The sequence below is a fragment of the Streptococcus cristatus genome (genome assembly GCF_008369405.1).
GTDB classification, from domain to species: domain Bacteria; phylum Bacillota; class Bacilli; order Lactobacillales; family Streptococcaceae; genus Streptococcus; species Streptococcus cristatus_G.
Genome location: NZ_VSJJ01000001.1, coordinates 56078 through 75174, shown reverse-complemented (window position 1 = coordinate 75174; position 19097 = coordinate 56078). Strand labels below are relative to the sequence as shown.

The 19097-nt window shown below is 42.2% G+C and carries 22 protein-coding genes; 1 reads left to right on the top strand and 21 read right to left on the bottom strand.

Annotation, left to right across the window (positions count from 1 at the left end; translation table 11 throughout):
* Positions 1-3: 3 nt before the first annotated feature.
* The 15 genes from FXF62_RS00415 to miaA all read right to left on the bottom strand — a co-directional run bounded on the left by FXF62_RS00415 (position 4) and on the right by miaA (position 14304).
* A complete protein-coding gene (locus tag FXF62_RS00415; protein ID WP_149517222.1) occupies positions 4-1590 on the bottom strand; it encodes a T7SS effector LXG polymorphic toxin in 1587 nt (528 codons plus the stop codon).
* The gene (locus FXF62_RS00410) at positions 1581-1940 is read right to left on the bottom strand and encodes a cingulin (RefSeq protein WP_149517221.1); all 360 of its coding nucleotides are present in this window, start codon (positions 1938-1940) and stop codon (positions 1581-1583) included. The genes FXF62_RS00415 and FXF62_RS00410 overlap by 10 nt, the downstream gene beginning before the upstream one ends.
* Position 1941: 1 nt before the next feature.
* On the bottom strand, positions 1942-2214 hold the full coding sequence (locus FXF62_RS00405) for a TIGR04197 family type VII secretion effector (protein WP_149517220.1): 273 nt from the start codon (positions 2212-2214) through the stop codon (positions 1942-1944).
* 451 nt (positions 2215-2665) lie between these two features.
* A complete protein-coding gene (locus tag FXF62_RS00395; RefSeq protein WP_149517219.1) occupies positions 2666-3346 on the bottom strand; it encodes a DnaD domain-containing protein in 681 nt (226 codons plus the stop codon).
* Between the two features lie 9 nt (positions 3347-3355).
* Positions 3356-4297, bottom strand: coding sequence for a homoserine O-acetyltransferase MetA (gene metA / locus FXF62_RS00390; protein ID WP_149517218.1), 942 nt, complete (start codon positions 4295-4297; stop codon positions 3356-3358).
* A gap of 100 nt (positions 4298-4397) precedes the next feature.
* On the bottom strand, positions 4398-4910 hold the full coding sequence (locus FXF62_RS00385; RefSeq protein ID WP_149517217.1) for an adenine phosphoribosyltransferase: 513 nt from the start codon (positions 4908-4910) through the stop codon (positions 4398-4400).
* Positions 4911-5032: 122 nt separating this feature from the next.
* Complete coding sequence (gene recJ, locus FXF62_RS00380; protein WP_149517216.1) at positions 5033-7252, bottom strand: single-stranded-DNA-specific exonuclease RecJ; 2220 nt, start codon at positions 7250-7252, stop codon at positions 5033-5035.
* A 220-nt stretch (positions 7253-7472) separates the two neighbouring features.
* On the bottom strand, positions 7473-8525 hold the full coding sequence (locus tag FXF62_RS00375) for an acyltransferase family protein (RefSeq protein WP_149517215.1): 1053 nt from the start codon (positions 8523-8525) through the stop codon (positions 7473-7475).
* A 40-nt stretch (positions 8526-8565) separates the two neighbouring features.
* Complete coding sequence (locus FXF62_RS00370) at positions 8566-9276, bottom strand: class I SAM-dependent methyltransferase (RefSeq protein WP_149517214.1); 711 nt, start codon at positions 9274-9276, stop codon at positions 8566-8568.
* A 6-nt stretch (positions 9277-9282) separates the two neighbouring features.
* Positions 9283-10038, bottom strand: coding sequence for an SDR family NAD(P)-dependent oxidoreductase (locus FXF62_RS00365; protein ID WP_149517213.1), 756 nt, complete (start codon positions 10036-10038; stop codon positions 9283-9285).
* A gap of 24 nt (positions 10039-10062) precedes the next feature.
* Positions 10063-10554: a DUF7832 domain-containing protein gene (locus FXF62_RS00360; RefSeq protein ID WP_149517212.1), complete on the bottom strand. Its 492-nt coding sequence runs from the start codon at positions 10552-10554 to the stop codon at positions 10063-10065.
* 39 nt (positions 10555-10593) lie between these two features.
* Entirely contained in the window at positions 10594-11523 is a 930-nt protein-coding gene (rnz, locus tag FXF62_RS00355; protein WP_149517211.1) for a ribonuclease Z, read from the bottom strand.
* 10 nt (positions 11524-11533) lie between these two features.
* Complete coding sequence (locus FXF62_RS00350) at positions 11534-12157, bottom strand: cystathionine beta-lyase (protein WP_149517210.1); 624 nt, start codon at positions 12155-12157, stop codon at positions 11534-11536.
* Entirely contained in the window at positions 12150-13388 is a 1239-nt protein-coding gene (hflX, locus tag FXF62_RS00345) for a GTPase HflX (RefSeq protein ID WP_149517209.1), read from the bottom strand. The genes FXF62_RS00350 and hflX overlap by 8 nt, the downstream gene beginning before the upstream one ends.
* A gap of 31 nt (positions 13389-13419) precedes the next feature.
* The gene (gene miaA, locus FXF62_RS00340) at positions 13420-14304 is read right to left on the bottom strand and encodes a tRNA (adenosine(37)-N6)-dimethylallyltransferase MiaA (RefSeq protein WP_149517208.1); all 885 of its coding nucleotides are present in this window, start codon (positions 14302-14304) and stop codon (positions 13420-13422) included.
* A gap of 82 nt (positions 14305-14386) precedes the next feature.
* Here miaA and FXF62_RS00335 point away from each other — a divergent pair, with 82 nt between their 5' ends.
* A complete protein-coding gene (locus FXF62_RS00335) occupies positions 14387-14557 on the top strand; it encodes a DUF3042 family protein (protein ID WP_005590510.1) in 171 nt (56 codons plus the stop codon).
* Between the two features lie 238 nt (positions 14558-14795).
* Here FXF62_RS00335 and FXF62_RS00325 read toward each other — a convergent pair whose 3' ends face one another.
* The 6 genes from FXF62_RS00325 to FXF62_RS00295 form a co-directional block, all read right to left on the bottom strand.
* Positions 14796-15194, bottom strand: a complete 399-nt coding sequence (locus FXF62_RS00325; protein ID WP_149517207.1) for a hypothetical protein — start codon at positions 15192-15194, stop codon at positions 14796-14798.
* Between the two features lie 350 nt (positions 15195-15544).
* Positions 15545-16705: an ABC transporter permease subunit gene (locus FXF62_RS00315; protein ID WP_149517205.1), complete on the bottom strand. Its 1161-nt coding sequence runs from the start codon at positions 16703-16705 to the stop codon at positions 15545-15547.
* The gene (locus tag FXF62_RS00310) at positions 16702-17565 is read right to left on the bottom strand and encodes an ABC transporter ATP-binding protein (protein WP_149517204.1); all 864 of its coding nucleotides are present in this window, start codon (positions 17563-17565) and stop codon (positions 16702-16704) included. The genes FXF62_RS00315 and FXF62_RS00310 overlap by 4 nt, the downstream gene beginning before the upstream one ends.
* Positions 17566-18094: 529 nt before the next feature.
* A complete protein-coding gene (locus FXF62_RS00305) occupies positions 18095-18328 on the bottom strand; it encodes a bacteriocin class II family protein (protein WP_149517203.1) in 234 nt (77 codons plus the stop codon).
* A gap of 79 nt (positions 18329-18407) precedes the next feature.
* Positions 18408-18803 (bottom strand): immunity protein, encoded by a 396-nt coding sequence (locus tag FXF62_RS00300; protein ID WP_149517202.1) that lies wholly within the window; start codon positions 18801-18803, stop codon positions 18408-18410.
* A 37-nt stretch (positions 18804-18840) separates the two neighbouring features.
* Positions 18841-19080 carry a Blp family class II bacteriocin gene (locus FXF62_RS00295; protein WP_149517201.1) on the bottom strand — a complete coding sequence of 80 codons (240 nt, stop codon included), beginning with the start codon at positions 19078-19080 and terminating at the stop codon, positions 18841-18843.
* Positions 19081-19097: the final 17 nt, after the last annotated feature.

Here is a 19097-nt window from a genome sequence, read left to right as displayed (position 1 = left end):
CTCCTATGATTTTAACCACTTAACAGCTTTTAAAATATATTTAACTAATTGATTTTTTTCATAATTTGATAATTTATTCAACTCAGGAAGTCTATCAATCCATTCTCTAGCACTTGCCGCATCGACAATTTTATCCATTCCTCTATGTGCATTAACTCTATAACCTGATTTTCCTCCTCCTGACTGAATCTGAACTTTACCACTATGGGGTTCTGCATCTACGCGAATATTCCCTTTCTTTCCTCCGACTTTACCTTCAACAGTCCCAAAAGTCTTACTCGTCGGTTTAGTCGCCTGCCATCTGTCGTAACTTTGGGCAAAGCTGACATTTAAACTAGCATCAGCTGTCCAAGTCTTTATAATAGCATCATTAACGGCATATGTGCCACCAGCAATCATCGTCGCTCCTGTCGCAAAACCAGCCGCTGCCGCTGTTTCTATGGGAATAGTTATAGTCCCAAAACTTGGTATAGAAAATACTAAGCCTGCCGCCCCTCCTCCTAAGCTTATTGTATCAATCATAGCACCAAGGGCAATACTTCCTAGACCCGCTAAGAACTCTGCCGCATTTTCTCGGATACTTTCCCAAAATTGTCCACCTCGCTCATCATTCAGACGCCGAGTGTATTCTTCATCGAAATGACCATTTTTTAGAACAACCCACACTTCACCAACGACTGGTACATTACTAACTTTAGTAGGTATAAAAGTCAGAATATTCCCCTCATGGTCAAAGCGTAAAGATTGATTGAATTCTTGAATCAAGATTGGCCAGTCGCTAGAAGGTTTCCCCTCTAAGTAGGCCAGCAAGTGTTTACGATAGTAAGCTGCTGCTTCATCAGGTAGCATCAATTCTCTGATACTCTGATTAATCAAAGAAATCTTAGGATCTACTCCTCTTCCATAAGTACGAATCTCTTCATTTTTCAGTTTTGAAACCCAAGACATGTCCGCACCATTTGTATAGTAGTTTCCTTCTGCATCAATTGTGATTTGACTCAATGACACTGCTCCTTGAATAGCTAGTCTCAAAATTTCTAGACTGTCTGTAAAGTATTTTGAAACATCTGCCACAAACCATTCAAGTTTGTCAATTTTTTCCTGAATTTCCCGAATGCCGATATTTAGCTGGTTTTCCAGCACTGTCAGAGCATTCGTCTTGGACAGATTGTCAGCTAATTCCCCTGCAAGTCCATCAATAATCCGGCGAAATAGAGATTGATACTCTGCTAGCTGAGCTTGGGTTTTCTCCAACATCTCCTGTTTTGTTTCCAACTGTTCTTTCAGCAAGTCAAGATCCAGTATCCCATACTCAGATACGGTGGAGTCAGCATATTTATAAGAATTCAGCTCCTCCTGAATATCATCAATAGCAGCTTGTAGCTTTTTGATAGCAGGGATTATAATTTCTGTAAATAAGCCTTTTCCCGCTGTATAAGCCGCTCCCTGCAGCTCACCCGACTCCAAAGAGGCAATCAGGTGATTGCAGCCACTAGATAGACGATCGGTCACCTGATTAGCTACCTGCAGGTTGCTGGTCATCGCTTGGATAAGCTGGGCCGAATCTGCTGCACTATATTTCACTCCCATGGTAGACTATTCCTTTCTTTGGTCAGTTTTTCTCGTTCTTCTTCCAGAGTCTTTCTTGTTTGACGACCGAGCTTTTCTAGTTCATCCATCTGAACATCCACATAGTTCTTAACCTGTTGGTTAAGATGCTGAGTCTCTGCTAAATCACGACTGAGGGAAGCAGTATTTTGCGGATACTCATAAAGTAGATTTTCCATTCGAGTCGTCAAATATTGGAAATCCGTCGCAAAATTTACCAGGGAAATCTCGTATTGACGTTTCATCGTCATAAATTCGTCTTCTTTTTGGTCAACTTTGAGAATTTTTTCGTAAAGTGCTTGGCGTTCTTTTTCGCTTTTATCTACCTTCATTTTAACTCTCCCAGCGCTTAGCCTGCTCTATATCGCGTTTCTCAATTTTTGCAGCAATTTCTGGAAATTTATTGGCCTGAGTTAAGACGGCCGAACTGAAGTCACTGATAGCCTGCAGCATTTGATTGCAGGCCTGACGGCCAGCTTCCATCCCAGCAATCCCTGTTGTATAGGAAAATTCGGCTTGTTGATTTTGTGCATTGCTGGTATCAACTTCAACTAGCTCGCTGATAGCAGATCCAGCTGAAATAGTGCTTGATTTAATTTGTCCCATCTTCACTTCTCCTTTTATTTATAGAATTACCAACATACCTTTTCATTATATCACAATTCCTCAAAATCATAGGTTCTAAGACAAAAAAGAGGCTGGGACAAAAGTCCCAGACTCTCAATTGTCTTTGGATTGTAGAGCAAGACGCAGTGGTTGAGTGGGCTCTACTACGCTGATTTCATCAGCTTTTACAGCCCTACTCAACTATGCGGAGGTGGGACGACGAAATCGAATTCTAACGAATGACCGATTTCTGTCCCACTCTCTCGCCTTATTATGTTCAGCAAACTATCAATATAGTAGATTATTGCTCAATAGCCAGCGATTACTGAGCAACCACTCGGAGTTGGAACTATTTATAATGACTTGAAGCTCTTTAAATCTGAAACTAGATAGTAGAAAGAAAAGCAGAATCTTCAAACATTTCGCACAGCCCCACCACACTTACTTGTAACTAGTCCTTCCACAAATTCATGGCATTGAGGAAATCATCCGAAACCGTTACATTCTGCGGATTGCTTGCTTCACGTTCCGCCCGTTTGGCTTCTACCTGAGCTGGGCTTGTAATGCCTTCTCGCCGCCAATTACGCAAGATGGCCTGAATATATTTCCAATTGGCCTTGCCATTGAAAACAGCTTCACGAAGAGCAGCCTTGACCAAATCTGGATTGATTTGATCGTCCTTAATAGTCTTGGTCAAATCCTCGATTTCAAATGGAGTCAAAAGACGCCCTAACTCTTGCTGGAATGTCTCAACCAGTTCCTTGAGAAGGTTACCATCAGACGTTGTCCTTGACCCAGTAGGACTGGAAGTGCCTAGAATCTCGTCTAGCTTTTCTAAGGCTGGTGAAGCATCAAAAATCGCCTCGATTTCCCCATTCAGTTCGATGGTTCTGTACTGGAGCAAGCCCTTTTCCGTCAGATGGGACATGGAACGATTAACCTCGGATAAGGTCTTGCCAATATGCTCTGCAATCTGACTGGGCGCAAACTCCTCCAATGAGGTGGTATTTTGCAGATAGAAAAACTGCCAGACCAAGAAATCATCGCTGGAATCAAAAATTTCTTTAAAATGCAAAAAGAGGGCACTTGGAAGAACCAAGTTGCCATTTTTGTAAGCTGCTAAATAAGTCATAGTACCTCTTTATAAATAAGCAAAGAAGGATGCATCATTCTCTGGACTTTGCCAATCAAATGGTGTTTCTTGATAGACTGCATAATTGACCCAGTTACTGAAAAAGAGAGCTGCCGCCAGACTCCAGCGCAGACAAGGTGTCGCATTCACATCATCATTCTTGAAATAATTTTCAGGAATATGCGGATCCTTGCCCGCTTCCAAATCACGGAAATACTCCTTGGCGAGGGTATCACGGTCGTATTCCATATGACCAAAGCTATACACCTCTCGCAAGTCACGACTTGCCAAAACAGACAAGCCAGTCTTTTCTCCCTCAGAGAGAATTTCTAGATTGGTCAGATTCAGAATGTCTTCCTTCAGCACCTCTGTATGCCTTGAATGAGGCGTGATAAATTCATCATCAAAGCCTCTAAAAAGCAGATTATTACTTGGAGCCGACTGCTCGTAAACACCTGAGAGTTTATCTTCCATCTGGTGCTTATCCACGCCATAGCGGGCATAGAGACCAGCTTGAGCTCCCCAGCAGATATGCAGAGTCGAAAAGACATGAGTCTTGGACCATTCAATCACCTGCTGGAACTCCTCCCAATAGTCCACCGCCTCAAAAGGCAGATGCTCTACTGGTGCTCCTGTGATAATCAAGCCATCAAAATAGCGATTTTTAACCTCATCGAAAGTCTTGTAAAAGGTCTGCATGTGCTCCGCTTGGGTGGTCTTCGATGTATGAGAAGTCATATAAAGAAACTCAATGGTCAGCTGCAAGGGCGTATTGGCCAAATGACGCAAGATCTGAGTTTCTGTCACCATTTTCTGGGGCATGAGATTGAGTACCAAAATATTCAGAGGGCGAATATCTTGGTGGTCTGCCCGGTCATCATCCATGACAAAGATATTCTCAGAGCTTAAAATTTCAACTGCTGGAAGCTTCTTATCAATCTTGATAGGCATGAAAATATCTCCTTTTGTTTAATATACTTATTATACTCAAAGGAGATATAGTTTTCAATTATACTTTTTCTCTAACTAGATATAGTAATAAGCTATATCTTTAGTAGTGCATCAATACTTTGTAGTCATAATTGCCAATTGCTTCGCGACCTTTGAGCTCATCCAGCTCGATGAGGAAGGCACAACCAGCCACTACGCCACCAAGACGCTCAATCATCTCAATGGTCGCCTTAACAGTTCCACCAGTTGCAAGAAGGTCATCGACAATCAGAACGCGTTGACCAGGTTTGATTGCATCCGCATGCATAGTCAGAGTATCTACACCGTACTCTTTTTCATAGTCTGCTGAGATAACTTCACGTGGAAGTTTGCCTGGCTTACGAACAGGAGCAAAACCAACTCCTAATTCAAAGGCAACTGGACAACCTACGATAAAGCCACGCGCTTCTGGACCAACAATCATGTCGATTTGCTTGTCAGTCGCATACTGTACAATTTCACGTACAGCGTAGCTATAGGCATTGCCATCAGCCATCAAAGGGCTAATATCGCGGAAGAGAATACCTTCCGTTGGGTAGTTTTCAATAGTTGCAATATAATCTTTTAAATTCATAATGTTCTTTCTTTCAAAAAATTTTTTACTCTCTATTATACCATGTTTTATCCAAAAAGGCTCTAGCAGACTTTCAAATATTTTTAGATATGAAAGATTTGTAAAACAAGGAGGCCTTGCACCTAGCAATCCATGAGATAGTCGTAAATCTCCTGCACAGTGCCCAGAGCCATGAGTTCCTGCTCCTTGACTAGTCGCTTGAGATCTTGATAAATAAGACTGCTATCAATTTCTTTCTTTTCTGCTTCCTTATTGACCGTCATGACGCCTTCGGTGATGCTGACAAAGCCCAGCTCTTCAAAAATCTGAATCATTTTGACCAAGAGAATCGGGTCGATTTTCAGATAGGCTGCCAACTCTTTAAGTTTATAGCGAACGTCAAACTCAGGGAACTGATAGATGGTCTTGTAAAGTTTAGCAAATTGCTCACGAGTACCATAACCGGTCAGATAGTATGGCTTGGCAATCTCATTTTTAAAGTAAATAGCTTCGAAATCCTGAGACTGAAGAATCTTCTTCAAGACCTGCAAATCATCAGGCAGGTCATAAACTACAACTGCTCTGCAATTTGTCAAATCTGGCAATTCCTCTGTGAAACGCAAGACAGGAACTTTGTCAGGTAGTGTCGCATTTTTTCCTCGGATATTGAAAAGCTGAACGCCGTCCACACGGGCATCTACCAGCATGAGCTGGAGACTGGTCTGTCCATTCCATTTATTGACAGAGAGGCTGACGGCCAGCTCTAGATTCTTGGTCTGGGCAAACTCTGTCGCCAGGCTTCCTTGCCCAAAGGCAACTACTTCAAAAGATGCGTCTTCCTGAGAAATTTTCAGCTTGAGATGGCTATTGCCAGCCCCCATAGTCCGTGCATTGTCCACTTTAAAATCCTTAAGGTAAAAAAGTGGCTTCTTATTGTTCATACCAAAAGGAGCCAGTTTTTCGAAGCTTTTGAGTGTATCGAGGGTTAGTTCTGGCAGGTGTAGCTCCTCATCTAAATACAGAGCTGTTTTGCCAGTTAAATCCAAATCATTTTCTAAGATATACTCTGTCAAAATATCTGCAAGCTCCGCCAGCTTGTCTGCTTCAAGAGTCATTCCAGCCGCTCCAGCATGGCCACCAAAGGCTAGAAAGAGGTCACGGTGGCTGTCCAAGGCCTCAAAAATATTGACCGCTTCAATACTGCGGGCGCTGCCCTTAGCGATTCCATCCTCGATATTAAGCACTATGACTGGCTGATGCAGCTCTTCCAGCAAGCGCCCAGCGACAATCCCTAGCACACCGGGATTCCAGCCTTCCTTGGCCAACACCTGAACTGGTCTCTTAGCGTCCAGCATACTTTTTGCTTCTTCATAAATCTGCTGGACGATTTCCTTGCGCTCGTCATTTTTCTGGTTAACCATGAGAGCAATCTCACGAGCTTCTTCGTCGTCAAAGCCTGTCAAAAGCTCAATAGCTGGATTGGGATCATCCAGCCGTCCCAAGGCATTGAGTCTAGGGGCAAGTTGGAAGCCAACCGTTTCTTCATCCAGTTCATCAGTTTGAATGCCTGCAATTTTGAAAAGTTCCTGAAGTCCTACCCGCTGGGTATTTTTGAGAACTGAAAGACCATATTTGACTAAGATCCGATTTTCCCCCGTCAGACTGACCATATCTGCAATAGTGCCAATGGCAACTAAGTCCAACAGTTCGACTTGGACTTCTTCCAACAAGGCTGTTGCCAGCTTAAAAGCCACCCCACAGCCAGCCAGATGTTTGAAAGGGTAATCCGCTCCGCTATGTTCCGGATGGACAATCGCATAGGCATTTGGCAGCTCCTCGGGCATGGAGTGGTGATCCGTCACGATGACATCCACGCCCAGAGACTGGGCCAGCTCGATAGCTTCAAGTCCAGCCACTCCATTATCCACTGTAATAATGAGTGAAATACCCTGATTTTCAATAAAATATTTGTAAACACTGCTATTAGGACCATAGCCATCCGTAAAGCGATTGGGCAGATAGACCTGACACTCAGCCCCCAGCTGCTCCAAGGCCTCCTTGACAATCGATGCTGAGGTCATCCCATCAGCATCATAATCGCCATAGATCAAAATCTGTTCGTAATTCTCAATCGCTGCGCGAATGCGCTCCACTGCCCGCTTCATATCATGAAGGTCATAAGGGTCGTGAAGCTGGTCTAAACTAGGCTCCAAAAATTCCTGTAAAGCCTCTTCAGTCTGCACACCTCTTTGGTAAAGAAGACTGGCAGCTGCGGGTTCTAATCCAGCTTTCTTAGCCTTTTTTAAAAATTTTTCGTCTGTAAAATTAGTGGCAAACTGCCAGTCGTATTTTGAGCTAATCATGATAAGTGAAACACTTTCTCCGTTCAATCTTGTCTGAATATTATAACATGAAAAAGCGACAGAACAGAAGAAAAAGGCACGGAATATTTCTTCTGTTCTATCACTTTATGTCTTACTTCCTCACTGGATTAAAATCTGAGCAAGGACAATTTTGCTGGATTTTCTCTTACCAGCTAGGATTTCCCCAATCGCCATATCTGACTCACTAGCTTTTTTTTCGTCATCCTATTCCCTTTGTAAGTCTTTGCTTCAAGAACAAGCGCTTCCGAGCCAATAAAATGACTTCTGCACTTAGATGAGTTAAGAGCAAGGTTAGCAAAAAGACAATCCTTCCCTGCTGCCATTTAGCAAAATCGGTCTTCTGGAGCAGATAGAAAGAGGATTCTATAAAAATTGGATGCAAAAAGAAGTATAAAACGCTCAATTCTTTAAGGTGATAAAGATGCCATTTTTGACCAATCCTTGTACGTAAAACCCAATTCACCAGAAATAAAGCAAAGAGAGGCAAAGCCAAAAAGAAATTCTTGTCAATCCCTTGGTGAACAAAAACAATCCACCCATCTAGCAGCAAAAGAAGACTGGTCAAGAATAGCTTTTTCCCAACATTGTCCCTAAAAAGGCTGAAATGCCGATAATCATAAAGGAGATAGCCCAAGTAAACAAAAATGGGAGTATAGAAAAGGCCATTTCGGGTGGTGAAGAAAACTTTAGCATAGGCATCAAATGACTGGGTAAGCCAGCTATTTGAGAAATAAGCGTAGTATGTCTCGATCGAGCCCATTACATAAAGCAGGAGTAAAAATACCCCCGTCTTTCTAGCACCCCATTTTCTATAAAAATAGTGAACAAGTAAAAGTCCCAAGAGAAAGGCAGGAATATACCAAAGCTGATAGCATAAACCGATATACAAAAGCCCAGCCAATAAGGCTAATGGAGCATAATGTTTAGGAAGTGGCAAGGTCCAAAAATAGGCCAAGGCATAAGGGACATAAATCCCGCTCCACAAAAGATACTGCTTCAAAACCCGCTTAATGTAGACCTTCATTTCCTTCTTCTTAGCCAAGCTGGATTTAAGTATAAAAGCTGAAGAAATTAAAAAGAAAGGGACCGCCATGCGGCCAAACATACTTTTCTGAGTGAAATGTAGGACTTCATTCTCAAAAAGCCTCTGGCAGTGAACCAGAATTACCAAAATTGAAGCCAGATACTGAAATAAACTGAGCATGGCGTAGTTGATCGGCTGCTCAGGCTCTCTGACATTTCTTTCTGCCATAAATAGTTCTCCCTAGGAAGATTGTGCTTAATAAATAGATTTAGTGCTTGCTCAGCCAAACATGCTGAAAGGCGGCGATGTCCCGATAAGGTGATTTGTTGCAGACAGCCAGCTCCATCTCAAGCATCTTTTCAGCCCAGTCAGGGGCCGTTTTGTAGTCATTGGTTTGCAGCCCGTAAAAAATCCGTACTCCCTGATAATCCTCAACTTCTAATGGCAGACCTGAAATCACTTCCGAAATCTGATAAACCTTAACAGCTCCCATGCTGTGGGTTTGATATTTCTGACCCGCTAAAAGCTGCTGGGCTTTTTCTGGGGCATTTTCAAAAACCACCGTATGCATAATGCGCCCAACCTCGTGGTGCTTAACCAGAGAAATTTTGCCGTCCTTTTTTAAGAGGCGAGAAAATTCTGCTAAATAAAGAGCAGGGTCAGATACATACTCTAAGACATTATGACAGACGATGACATCGAAAGACTGGTCAGGCAGATTTTGCAGAAGGTCCAAGCTGCCTTGCAATTGCTCATAGGAAAAGTCCTGCTTGCGCTCGGCAATCATTTCTGAGCTCGGCTCGATGGCGGTCACTTGGTTCTTTTCCGCTAGAAAATCAGCCACAATCCCAAAACCACTGCCGAAATCAAGAATTTTCTGGCCCTTAAGTGACTCAAGAAAAGCAAAAATAATATCATACTGAAGCTTGCCCCAAGGTGCCTGCAGATGAGCTTTGTAGGCTTGTAGATTAGCTGTCATAAAACCTCACTTGTAGTTAAACATATTGGCTGCCATCTTGTCGGCCATTCTTGGAAAAAGGGTATAAAGCTTGTGGGCTAGATTGAGAATGCCAGGCAGGTTGATTTCCCGCTTCTTTTTGCCAAAGGAGCTGACGATTTTTCCTGCTACAAAGTCAGGCTCCAAGATATACTTATCCACTGCTTTTACATAGGAACCGTCAGGATCTGCCTGATCGAAAAAGGCAGTTTTGATAGGACCTGAGTTCACCGTTGTGACATAGACCCCAAAAGGCAGGAGTTCTAAACGCAGGGCGTTGGAAAAACCAATAGCAGCAAACTTAGTCGCTGAGTAAAGACTGGACTTGCTACTGGCAATGAGGCCGGCCATACTAACGATATTAACGATATGGCCTCGGCCTGCCCGCTTCATGCGAGCTCCAAAGATGCGGGACAGGTTCATCAGGGCAAAGGTATTGACTTCAAACATGGCCTCGATATCGCTTGAGCTGATTTTGTCAAATTCTTCAAAAATCCCATAGCCAGCGTTATTAACTAGGACATCGACTTGGCCGTATTGGTTGTCAATCCGCTCAGCAAATCTTTCCAAAGCTGAGCTATCTGTGATATCTAGCTCCACTAGGTCAAGGTTTTCCCTTTCTCCATATAGTTTTTCCAGCTTGGCCTTGCTACGACCAACCAAAATCAGTCGGTCATGGGGCAAGAGCTGAACCATTTCCTGAGCAAGTCCACCGCTAGCTCCTGTGATGATGATGGTACGCATTGTTCTGCCTTTCGTGTTGTTAATTTAATGAAATCTTTTCCCAGCTAAATAGTCAGCATAAGCTTGATCAATGACCGGAGCAAAAAGATGATAATCCTCCCAGCTACCTAAAAATTCCAAAGGTAGGTCGTATAAGTCATTGACTACAAATTCAGAATAATCCTTCATGTACTGATGTTCATAATAGTCGTTCACAAAAGCCTGAAAATCCCTTTTGACATCCATTGTGCCCAATTTGCCATCACACCAGTCTAGAACATAATCCACACCCAAACTTTGCTCGTCTTTGACACTCTGGAATGATGTTTCTTCATCAAGAGTCATCATTTCCTTTGCATCATGCTGGATGAGCCAAGTAACGAAAAAACCAATATGATTCGCAGCCCAACGATGAATCTCTCGGTAATCATCTTTTGTCAATTCCTCATTTTGTAATTGGTAGCTGTAAAGATAGTTGGTTAATGCATCCTCAAAATACCAATCAGCTTTATCGAATAAACGATTTTCAACTGCCATCTTATTTTCCTCTCAACAAAACTGTCCTAAATTGGAAAACTATAACTCAACTTCTTCCAAATCCTTGACCACATGGACATTGTCAAAGACAGCGCTGGCATCGCGACGCATTTGGCTAATGTCTTTCGATAAGAAACGCGCGCTGACATGATTGAGGAGGAGGCGCTTGGCTCCGGCTTCTTTGGCTACTTCTGCGGCCTGCATATTGGTCGAATGGCCATGCTTGCGAGCCATTTTTTCATCTCCCTTACCATAGGTCGCTTCATGAACCAGCACATCCGCAGCCACAGCCAAGCGAACACTTGAATCAGTCTTTCTGGTGTCCCCCAAAATGGTAATGGTCTTACCTGGACGAGGGGCTGATATATAGTCGGCTGCACTGATTTTGGTTCCATCATCTAGTACGATATCCTGACCGTTCTTGACCTTACCAAAGAGGGGACCAAAAGGTACGCCTGCCTCTCTTAGCTTATCCGCATCCAGCGTTCCTTCCAAATCTTTCTGCATGACCCGATAACCGACGCAGAAAATCGTGTGGTCTAGCTTATCTGCATAAACAGTGAACTTGTCCGTTTCTAAAATCTTACCCAGACTATTTTCATCAAACTCATGAAAATCAATCCGATAAGGCAGACGAGAACCTGACACTCGCAGGCTAGACAGGACAAAATTCTTAATACCTTTGGGACCAAAAATCTCTAGGTCTGTCTGCTCTTCATTAGCCTGAAAGGAGCGACTGGATAGAAAGCCCGGCAAGCCAAAAATATGGTCGCCATGCAGATGCGTGATGAAAATCTTGCTGATTTTGCGCGGTTTAATCGTCGTCTCCAAAATCTGGTGCTGGGTACCTTCGCCGCAGTCAAACATCCAGACTTCATTGATTTCCTCCAAAAGCTTGAGGACAAGACTGGACACATTGCGAGTCTTGGAGGGCTGACCGGCTCCGGTTCCTAAAAATTGTAATTGCATGTTTTTCTTTCTAAATGATATAAATCATGGCAGAGCGATTCTGCAAGTGATAGTATTTTCTGCCAGCATAGGACTGAGCCAGCTGACTAACTTCGTCTTGATTATAGCCCAGAACTCTCTGGCTACCATCCGCTAGCTGCTGCCAATCGGTCAAGGCAGTCAACGCCTGACTGTCCACGACTTGAGGCTCAGCTTTGAGAGGTACCATTTTTATTCTCCCAGCTTCTTCGTAAACCAAGTACTGGGGAAAGACTTGAGCGATTTCAAAGAGTAGGTCAGCTGTTACCGCCTCTGGCTTTTCAGGGAAGACCAAGCCGACTTCCTCTCTCTCGTAGCAAAATCCATAGGACTTACCAGAAAGATTGAGTCGGACAAAAGGTTTACTTTCTACAAAGCTAGGCTCCGGATTCCACAAGTCCAGCGCTTGGGTAATTTCTAAAAAATAGGCTGTCGCGGCTTCCGGACTTTTCTTTTGATAAAGCTCAGCAAAGTAAGCATTGATAACGCTAGGTGGCGGAGTGATAAAGCTACGCTTCTGCTCCTCTGTCAGGCCAGTCAATACTTGCTCTAAGTAGACCCTGTCTAGGCTAGTAAAACCACCGTATTTCAGGGCCAAGTCAATATAATCAATCATAAAATTCTTCCAGTTTCCATTTATTTTTCTCGGCAATCCAGCCTGAAATGACTTCGACGTCGTCTATGTATTCTCGATTCCCGATAATAGCGACCTTCTCTAAATCATGAATCTTGTAAGCTTTAGCCGGTGCTACCTTGATGGTAAAAGGCAAAAAAAGCTCTTTCATCCGCTCTAGCAGGACTTGCTGTAAAAGAGCTCTGCTATTGTCCGCCTTAGCCGAAATCAAAGAATAAGGAGTCAAGGTCGGGGTGAAGTTCTCCACCTTGTCCGCTTTGTTATAGAGAGTCAGCCGGGGAATATCCAGCATGTCCAACTCTTTCATGATGTCGAGGACGGTCTTTTCATGTTCCTCATGATGAGGGTCGCTAGCGTCAATAACATGAACCAGCAAATCGACATTTTTGCTCTCTTCCAGAGTGGATTTAAAGCTAGATACCAGCTCCGTCGGCAAATCCTGAATGAAGCCAACTGTGTCTGTCAGCGTGACATTGAGCTGACCACTGAGGTTGATGTTCTTGGTCGTGGCATCTAGTGTCGCAAAAAGCTCGTCTGCCTCATACTGGCTCTTACTGGTCAAGCAGTTCATGATAGTCGACTTGCCCGCATTAGTATAGCCGATGAGCCCGATTTTGAAAATGCTGGATTCCAGTCGCTTTTCACGAACGGTTGCCCGATTTTTCTCAACCGCCTTGAGCTGGCGCTCAATATCATGAATCTGATTACGGACACTGCGTCGATTGAGCTCCAGCTGGCTTTCACCAGGCCCGCGGGAGCCAATTCCACCAGCCTGACGGCTGAGCATGATGCCCTGACCAACCAAGCGAGGCAGCAGGTACTTGAGCTGGGCCAGATGCACCTGCAACTTGCCTTCATGACTCCTAGCCCTCATGGCAAAAATATCCAAAATCAGCTGCATCCGGTCAATGACCTTGACCCCCAAACTTTCCTCCAGATTGACATTTTGGCGAGGTGTCAGACGGTTATTGACAATAACTGTCGAAATCTCTTCGGCATCAACCATCTGCCGGATTTCTTCTAACTTGCCAGAACCGACAAAGGTCTTGCTGTCATACTTTTCCCGCTTCTGGCTATAGGAGCCGACGACCTCTGCCCCTGCCGTCTTGGCTAGGCTTTGCAACTCCTCCATGGATAGGTCAAAATTCTCCGTATCTGGTAGTTCCACACCGACCAGAAAGACACGCTCTATTTTTTTCTCTGTTTCTATCATTTCATATCCTTACTAAGACTTGGTCAGCCAGCTATTTGTCCAAAAACTTCCTGATGTCCTCCATAACCTGCTCTTTGTAGTCTGGATTTCCCACCTGATAAAAGGTTACGGCCATCCGATTTCGAAACCAAGTCAGTTGCCGTTTGGCGAAACGGCGGGTATTCTGTTTGAGCTTGTCCACGGCCTCATCTAGGCTCATCTGGCCTTCAAAGTAGGGGAAGAGTTCCTTATAGCCGATTCCTTTGCTGGCTTGACTGGTCGGAGCTTTATCAAACAGGCAACGGGCTTCTTCTAAAAGCCCGGCTTCTAGCATCAGATCAACCCGCTGATTAATTCGCTCATAAAGTTGTTGTCGCTCATCATCTAGGCAAATCAGCAGGGCCTCATAGTCTGGCTGGCTGTTTTCTAAGGAACCTCCCAGTTGGGCAATCTCTAACGCCCTCATAGCCCTGCGCCGATTTAGCTGAGGAATCTCGATACCTAGCTCTGCTATTTTTCCAAACAAAGCTTCATCTGACCAACTATCCAGCTGCGCCCGATAGGCCAGAATCTCCTCATGAGGGACGGAGCCGCCCAGATGGTAGCCCTCGAGCAAGCTCTGGATATAGAGCCCTGTGCCACCGCAAATGATGGGAAGCTGTCCTTGAGCTGCAATCTCACGAATAGCCTGAGACGCCTCAGTCACAAAATCATAGGCCGAGTAGCTTTCTCCAACCTCCCGCACATCCAGCAGATGATGGGGAATGCCCTCTTGCTCTTCAGGACGAATCTTGGCCGTGCCAATATCCAAGCCACGATAGACCTGCTGGCTATCACCGCTGATGATTTGGCCATTGAAGCGCTTGGCTACTTCGATACTCAGAGCCGTTTTCCCAACTGCCGTCGGCCCCACTATTACAATTATCTTGGTTTTCATCGTTTTTCCTTGAAAAAATTTTGATTTTTCGTTACTATTAATTATAACATAAATAATAAAAGTTCAGAAAAGGAGAAATCACATGGCTAAAGGATTTGGAAAAGGCGTTCTTACAGGTGTAGCAGGTACTGTTGCTGCTCTTGCTGGTGCAGTCTATGCCTTTAAGAAAAAAGTCATCGAACCAGAAGAACAAAAAGCAGCTTTCATCGAAGAAAATCGTAAGAAAGCAGCCCGTAAACGCGTAGCACACTAAGCCTGCACATTTTACAAAAGAGAGTGGGACAGAAATTGGTAATTCGTTAGAATTCGATTTCGTCGTCCCACCTCCGCATAGTTGAATAGAGCCCTNCTCCGCATAGTTGAATAGAGCCCTACTCAACCACTGCGTCTTGCTCGACAATCCAAAGACAATTGAGAGGCTAGGACTTTTGTCCCAGCCTCTTTTCTTTTGTAGAAAACAGCAAGCTGAATAACTGCCACAGATAAAACAATTAATCTTTTACATTTCTCTCTTTCTTAGATGGCTGAATGCCATGAGAGCTAAAGATATAATTGCTTAAGAGCAAGAATACTAACAAGCCAAGCACAAAAAACAAATCATAAGTGGGGTCAGAAGACAGGGACACGAAAGGAATCGCAAGACACAAAATTGTGATATACAATATTTTCAACTGCTTGATATAGAGCCAGAAGAGTTCAATGCTCCTACTGCCACTGATCTGCGACTTAGACTTACTTTTCGCGTACCAGATGATAAAGGCTTCCGCATAACAGAATAAACTTAACAAAAAGACCATTCTCCCAAAGCGAATCTGCAGTAGAATTCCCACTGCTAATAATAAGATGAAACCTAAGCCCATAGCAACCACTGCTCGCCTAGTATTAGCCATAAAATCAACTCCTTTAAAGGATAAATTCAAAGAATGTCTTTAGCAGTTTTTTTCTTTTTATTCTCAAGTAATTCAAAAAATTAATTTCTATTTCTATGATGAGAACTAAAAAATATAAGCGAAACAATTAAAAAAGAGACAATTAGGCCTACCGTAGTTTGGTTTAAAAACGGATAATTAAAAAATAAATAATTAAAGAGTGTTAATAATAGACCTCCTGCCGTTAGCATAAAAGATATAAGCAGAGAAATTTTAAAAAACAAATTTTTTTCCATATTAGTGACCTCTTTTTTCCTTGTATATTCCATCAGAAAAGCGAAACTGCTTTTCTAAAAAAGACAACAACTCGTTTAAAGTCCTCTTTTTCGGATGATCCGATAAGTCATCAGACAGCAGAGGAGCATGAGGAAGAGTCGGACAATAATCATGCTGATAGCATTTGTAGTAAAATCATTGAAGAAGAATCCTTTGCTATTGGAAAGTTTCAATAAGATTCCTTCCGTTCCATCGGTTGAAATTGAAAAAATAGTTAGTATCTTGTTCATCAGGCCATCTCTGAAAATATTCATCAAAAAATCTGGAGCCAAGAACATCCCTACAGAACTCGCAAATGTTGCTAGCGGCGACTTTGTCAAACTAGATATGAGGACCATCACCCCAAGAATAAAGAGTAAACCAACAAACTGGAATAGAATAAGGCGAATCAACAATTCTAAGAGATTCATATGGACAGGGAATTGCAAAATATTATAAATGGTCGAAATCCATTCCAAATTCATCTGGACGCTGGTATCCCAACCACTCCAACCGAAGTAGGTCCCAAACACTAGCAAAATAAGGCTATTAACAAGGGCAAATGTTAAAGTAGCAATTCCAAAAACAGATAAGATCTTTGCAATCGTTAACTGATTGCGACCATATTTAGTTGTCAAAAGTAATGAATCCATCTTTCTTGCTCGATCACCTGAGAAAACAGAGCAGCAAATATAGATCACAAATACCACTATTAAGCTAAAAGCCGCATTTAAGGTATTAAATAACTTATGCCAAGGAGCAAAATTTCCCAGCTTTAAGGTTTTTAAGGGAAAATAGGATTGCAGCTCTTCTTGCGACTTGAGACTAATCTGATCGTAATGTAAGACATCATCAGATTTATAAGTATCTGTTAAAATTTCTTGAGAATTTGAGGCGAGACGATCAATGGCATACCAGGAAAACATATCATACAAGTCATTCTGTTTGAAATAGGGCATATTCGCTGCATAGTCATTAACGATTTTATCCATTAACTCATCAGATAAATAACCAGTATGCTCTTCAGCAATCTTTTGTTTGATCACAACTGCTTGTTTTCCATGTATTCGATCAGCTGAAGATCCACTAATTTGACCATCATTAAAAAAATTTGCATAAAACAATCCAGCTAAAACCAGTATAATAGCCAGGACTGCACCTAAAACTGATTTCTTTTTTAATAATTTTTTCAATTCAAAAGGAACTAAAGCTATCATCCATTTGCCTCCTCTCTAAAGTAATAAATATACAAATCTTCCAGACTTGGCACTACCCGTTGCGCCCCTTCGAAAGGACTATCATCGCTAATAACCCGCAAGACGATACCGTCTGGTTCTATCCGCTCATTCACAATGACATAATCCTTTGCAAAACGCTGCCACTCACGCTCGGCAACACGAAATTCCCAAACTTGTCCATCAATAAATGAAAGAAGTTCCTTAGCACTGCCTCTCTCCACAAAATTTCCGTCTTTTAGGATTAGGATTTCCTTGGCTATCGCTTCTACGTCCGATACGATATGGGTAGATAAGAGAATGATTTTATCAGCCGATAGCTCACTGATAATATTTCTGAATTTCACTCTTTCCTTGGGATCCAGTCCTACAGTTGGCTCATCTAAAATCAATATTTTGGGATTATTGAGAAGTGCCTGCGCAATGCCGAGTCTTTGCTTCATACCACCCGAATAGGAAACAATCTTCTTTTTCCGAACATCATATAAACCAGTAAGTTTCAAAAACTTATCGCTCTCTACTCTGGCTTGTTTCCTCGTCATCCCCTTAAGAGCAGCCATATATAAAAGGAAATCAAGCCCCGTAAAGTTATGATAATAAGAAAAATCTTGAGGCAAGAATCCAAGATACTGGATATACTCTTCAGCATGCGAGGCGTCATCAAACTTTATCCTTCCTTGGCTCGGCTTTATGAGATCACAAATGATATTCATCAAGGTCGTCTTACCTGTACCATTTGCCCCAAGCAAACCATAGACTCCCTCAGTAAATTCACAGGAAATATCTTTGAGCACAGACTTAGAGCCATAGCTCTTGCTAATGCCTATCATTTCTAACTTCATAGATGCCCTCCATTCTAAAAAGCGCCATTAGATATAGCAAATCACCTTTTTCCCAAAATTACAAATGATTATTATGCTGTTATTATATCATAAATTTTTGATTAAAAGTTTTTTTGTCTTAACAGACCTCAACCATTTGAGAAGTCAATCTTAACCTACTTAGATTATAGCGCGCTTTCTTCAAATAACAAGCCGAAAATCATAAACAGTCAGTATTTCATCCTAAATGGTCATTTGAAGAAAAACAGCACTTGCTGGAAGCAAATGCTGTACATTATTTAACTATTTCACAACTAAGAAGCCAAACGCCTATAATCTTTCTTAACGGAAACGGATAGAAATTAAAGATGCGATTTGAAAGATATTCAGTCTTCTTTCAAATGATCAATATTTAGCATGGGAGGCTCGACGTACTTCCAACCGCCAAATATAGAACCTAGGATAACTACTAAAAAGTAAATAATCAAATATTTCTTTTTTCGCATCATACACCTCCGCTACTATTTCTGTTTTTCAACAAGAGTTAATCTTAGTGCCTCAACTCATATTGAAGATAACCGCCCCAAAGTCCACCTACTAATGCACAACCAGCAACAGCCCATGGGCCAGCAGGCAAACAAGTCATTCCAACCTGAACTGCACCAGAAGCTGCTGCTTTAAAAATATCTTGTGCGCTAGGATTATAGTGTCCTCCACCACCTTCAACAGTAGCCAACATGTTTTCATCCATCACTTCAAATTGTGACATTACTTTTGTATCCATAATAGATACCTCCTTGTTATTGTCATTTTGTTTTGCTCAAAACCCTAGAATACATCAAAGCGAATAAATCGGTACAAAATTATTTATTCCTATCGTGTGATTTACTATATTTGATTCCCCAAACTAGTAGGGAAAATAAAATAAGCAATATAATTGTACATATCAGTGCAATAAATTTTTGAAAGTCATTACTAACTACCACTGTCCGGTAAGTACTAAAAAGAAGCATGAAAAAAGTTAAAGTAGTAAAAAATATTTGTCCAGATAATATCGGTGTTTTGTATCTTTTATTTGCCATATCTACAAAGTAAAGATTTAAAATCAAATTTCCCACTAGGATGACTGCGAAACAGACTTGGAAAAGAATTGACATTTTTAAAAATTCGCCATTAAGTATTACCAGAAATAGGGCTATTCCTGGAAGCTGGGCAGTTAAAACTCTCATTAATAACTGGCTTTTGAATAATTTACTCATATTTTACACACCTCCTTTTATGCTACCCATTTAATAATTAACCGCAGTAAAACGCTCCGCCAATCCCACCTATAACCGCTCCAACTGCCCCAGTTCCAATTGCAAAGGGACCTAGAAATATTGTTGAGCCTGCAGCCATACCATATCCTTCCATTGCTCCCATAGCAATACTGCCAGCACATGAAGCTGTTTTGCCCCAATCAATTCCACCGCCTTCAATAGCAGTTAACATATCTTCATCCATCACTTCAAACTGTGACATTACTTTTGTATCCATAATAGATACCTCCTGTT

What these genes read in the sequence shown, in the direction of transcription:
- FXF62_RS00335 (WP_005590510.1), top strand. Translation starts at nt 14,387, where the DNA reads ATGGCTAAAGGATTTGGAAAAGGCGTTCTTACAGGTGTAGCAGGTACT.
- recJ (WP_149517216.1), bottom strand. Translation starts at nt 7,252, where the DNA reads ATGATTAGCTCAAAATACGACTGGCAGTTTGCCACTAATTTTACAGAC.
- FXF62_RS00375 (WP_149517215.1), bottom strand. Translation starts at nt 8,525, where the DNA reads ATGGCAGAAAGAAATGTCAGAGAGCCTGAGCAGCCGATCAACTACGCC.
- FXF62_RS00305 (WP_149517203.1), bottom strand. Translation starts at nt 18,328, where the DNA reads ATGGATACAAAAGTAATGTCACAATTTGAAGTGATGGATGAAAACATG.
- rnz (WP_149517211.1), bottom strand. Translation starts at nt 11,523, where the DNA reads ATGCAATTACAATTTTTAGGAACCGGAGCCGGTCAGCCCTCCAAGACT.
- FXF62_RS00310 (WP_149517204.1), bottom strand. Translation starts at nt 17,565, where the DNA reads ATGAAGTTAGAAATGATAGGCATTAGCAAGAGCTATGGCTCTAAGTCT.
- FXF62_RS00365 (WP_149517213.1), bottom strand. Translation starts at nt 10,038, where the DNA reads ATGCGTACCATCATCATCACAGGAGCTAGCGGTGGACTTGCTCAGGAA.
- hflX (WP_149517209.1), bottom strand. Translation starts at nt 13,388, where the DNA reads ATGATAGAAACAGAGAAAAAAATAGAGCGTGTCTTTCTGGTCGGTGTG.
- FXF62_RS00395 (WP_149517219.1), bottom strand. Translation starts at nt 3,346, where the DNA reads ATGACTTATTTAGCAGCTTACAAAAATGGCAACTTGGTTCTTCCAAGT.
- metA (WP_149517218.1), bottom strand. Translation starts at nt 4,297, where the DNA reads ATGCCTATCAAGATTGATAAGAAGCTTCCAGCAGTTGAAATTTTAAGC.
- FXF62_RS00350 (WP_149517210.1), bottom strand. Translation starts at nt 12,157, where the DNA reads ATGATTGATTATATTGACTTGGCCCTGAAATACGGTGGTTTTACTAGC.
- miaA (WP_149517208.1), bottom strand. Translation starts at nt 14,304, where the DNA reads ATGAAAACCAAGATAATTGTAATAGTGGGGCCGACGGCAGTTGGGAAA.
- FXF62_RS00325 (WP_149517207.1), bottom strand. Translation starts at nt 15,194, where the DNA reads ATGGCTAATACTAGGCGAGCAGTGGTTGCTATGGGCTTAGGTTTCATC.
- FXF62_RS00300 (WP_149517202.1), bottom strand. Translation starts at nt 18,803, where the DNA reads ATGAGTAAATTATTCAAAAGCCAGTTATTAATGAGAGTTTTAACTGCC.
- FXF62_RS00370 (WP_149517214.1), bottom strand. Translation starts at nt 9,276, where the DNA reads ATGACAGCTAATCTACAAGCCTACAAAGCTCATCTGCAGGCACCTTGG.
- FXF62_RS00360 (WP_149517212.1), bottom strand. Translation starts at nt 10,554, where the DNA reads ATGGCAGTTGAAAATCGTTTATTCGATAAAGCTGATTGGTATTTTGAG.
- FXF62_RS00405 (WP_149517220.1), bottom strand. Translation starts at nt 2,214, where the DNA reads ATGGGACAAATTAAATCAAGCACTATTTCAGCTGGATCTGCTATCAGC.
- FXF62_RS00385 (WP_149517217.1), bottom strand. Translation starts at nt 4,910, where the DNA reads ATGAATTTAAAAGATTATATTGCAACTATTGAAAACTACCCAACGGAA.
- FXF62_RS00295 (WP_149517201.1), bottom strand. Translation starts at nt 19,080, where the DNA reads ATGGATACAAAAGTAATGTCACAGTTTGAAGTGATGGATGAAGATATG.
- FXF62_RS00315 (WP_149517205.1), bottom strand. Translation starts at nt 16,705, where the DNA reads ATGATAGCTTTAGTTCCTTTTGAATTGAAAAAATTATTAAAAAAGAAA.
- FXF62_RS00410 (WP_149517221.1), bottom strand. Translation starts at nt 1,940, where the DNA reads ATGAAGGTAGATAAAAGCGAAAAAGAACGCCAAGCACTTTACGAAAAA.
- FXF62_RS00415 (WP_149517222.1), bottom strand. Translation starts at nt 1,590, where the DNA reads ATGGGAGTGAAATATAGTGCAGCAGATTCGGCCCAGCTTATCCAAGCG.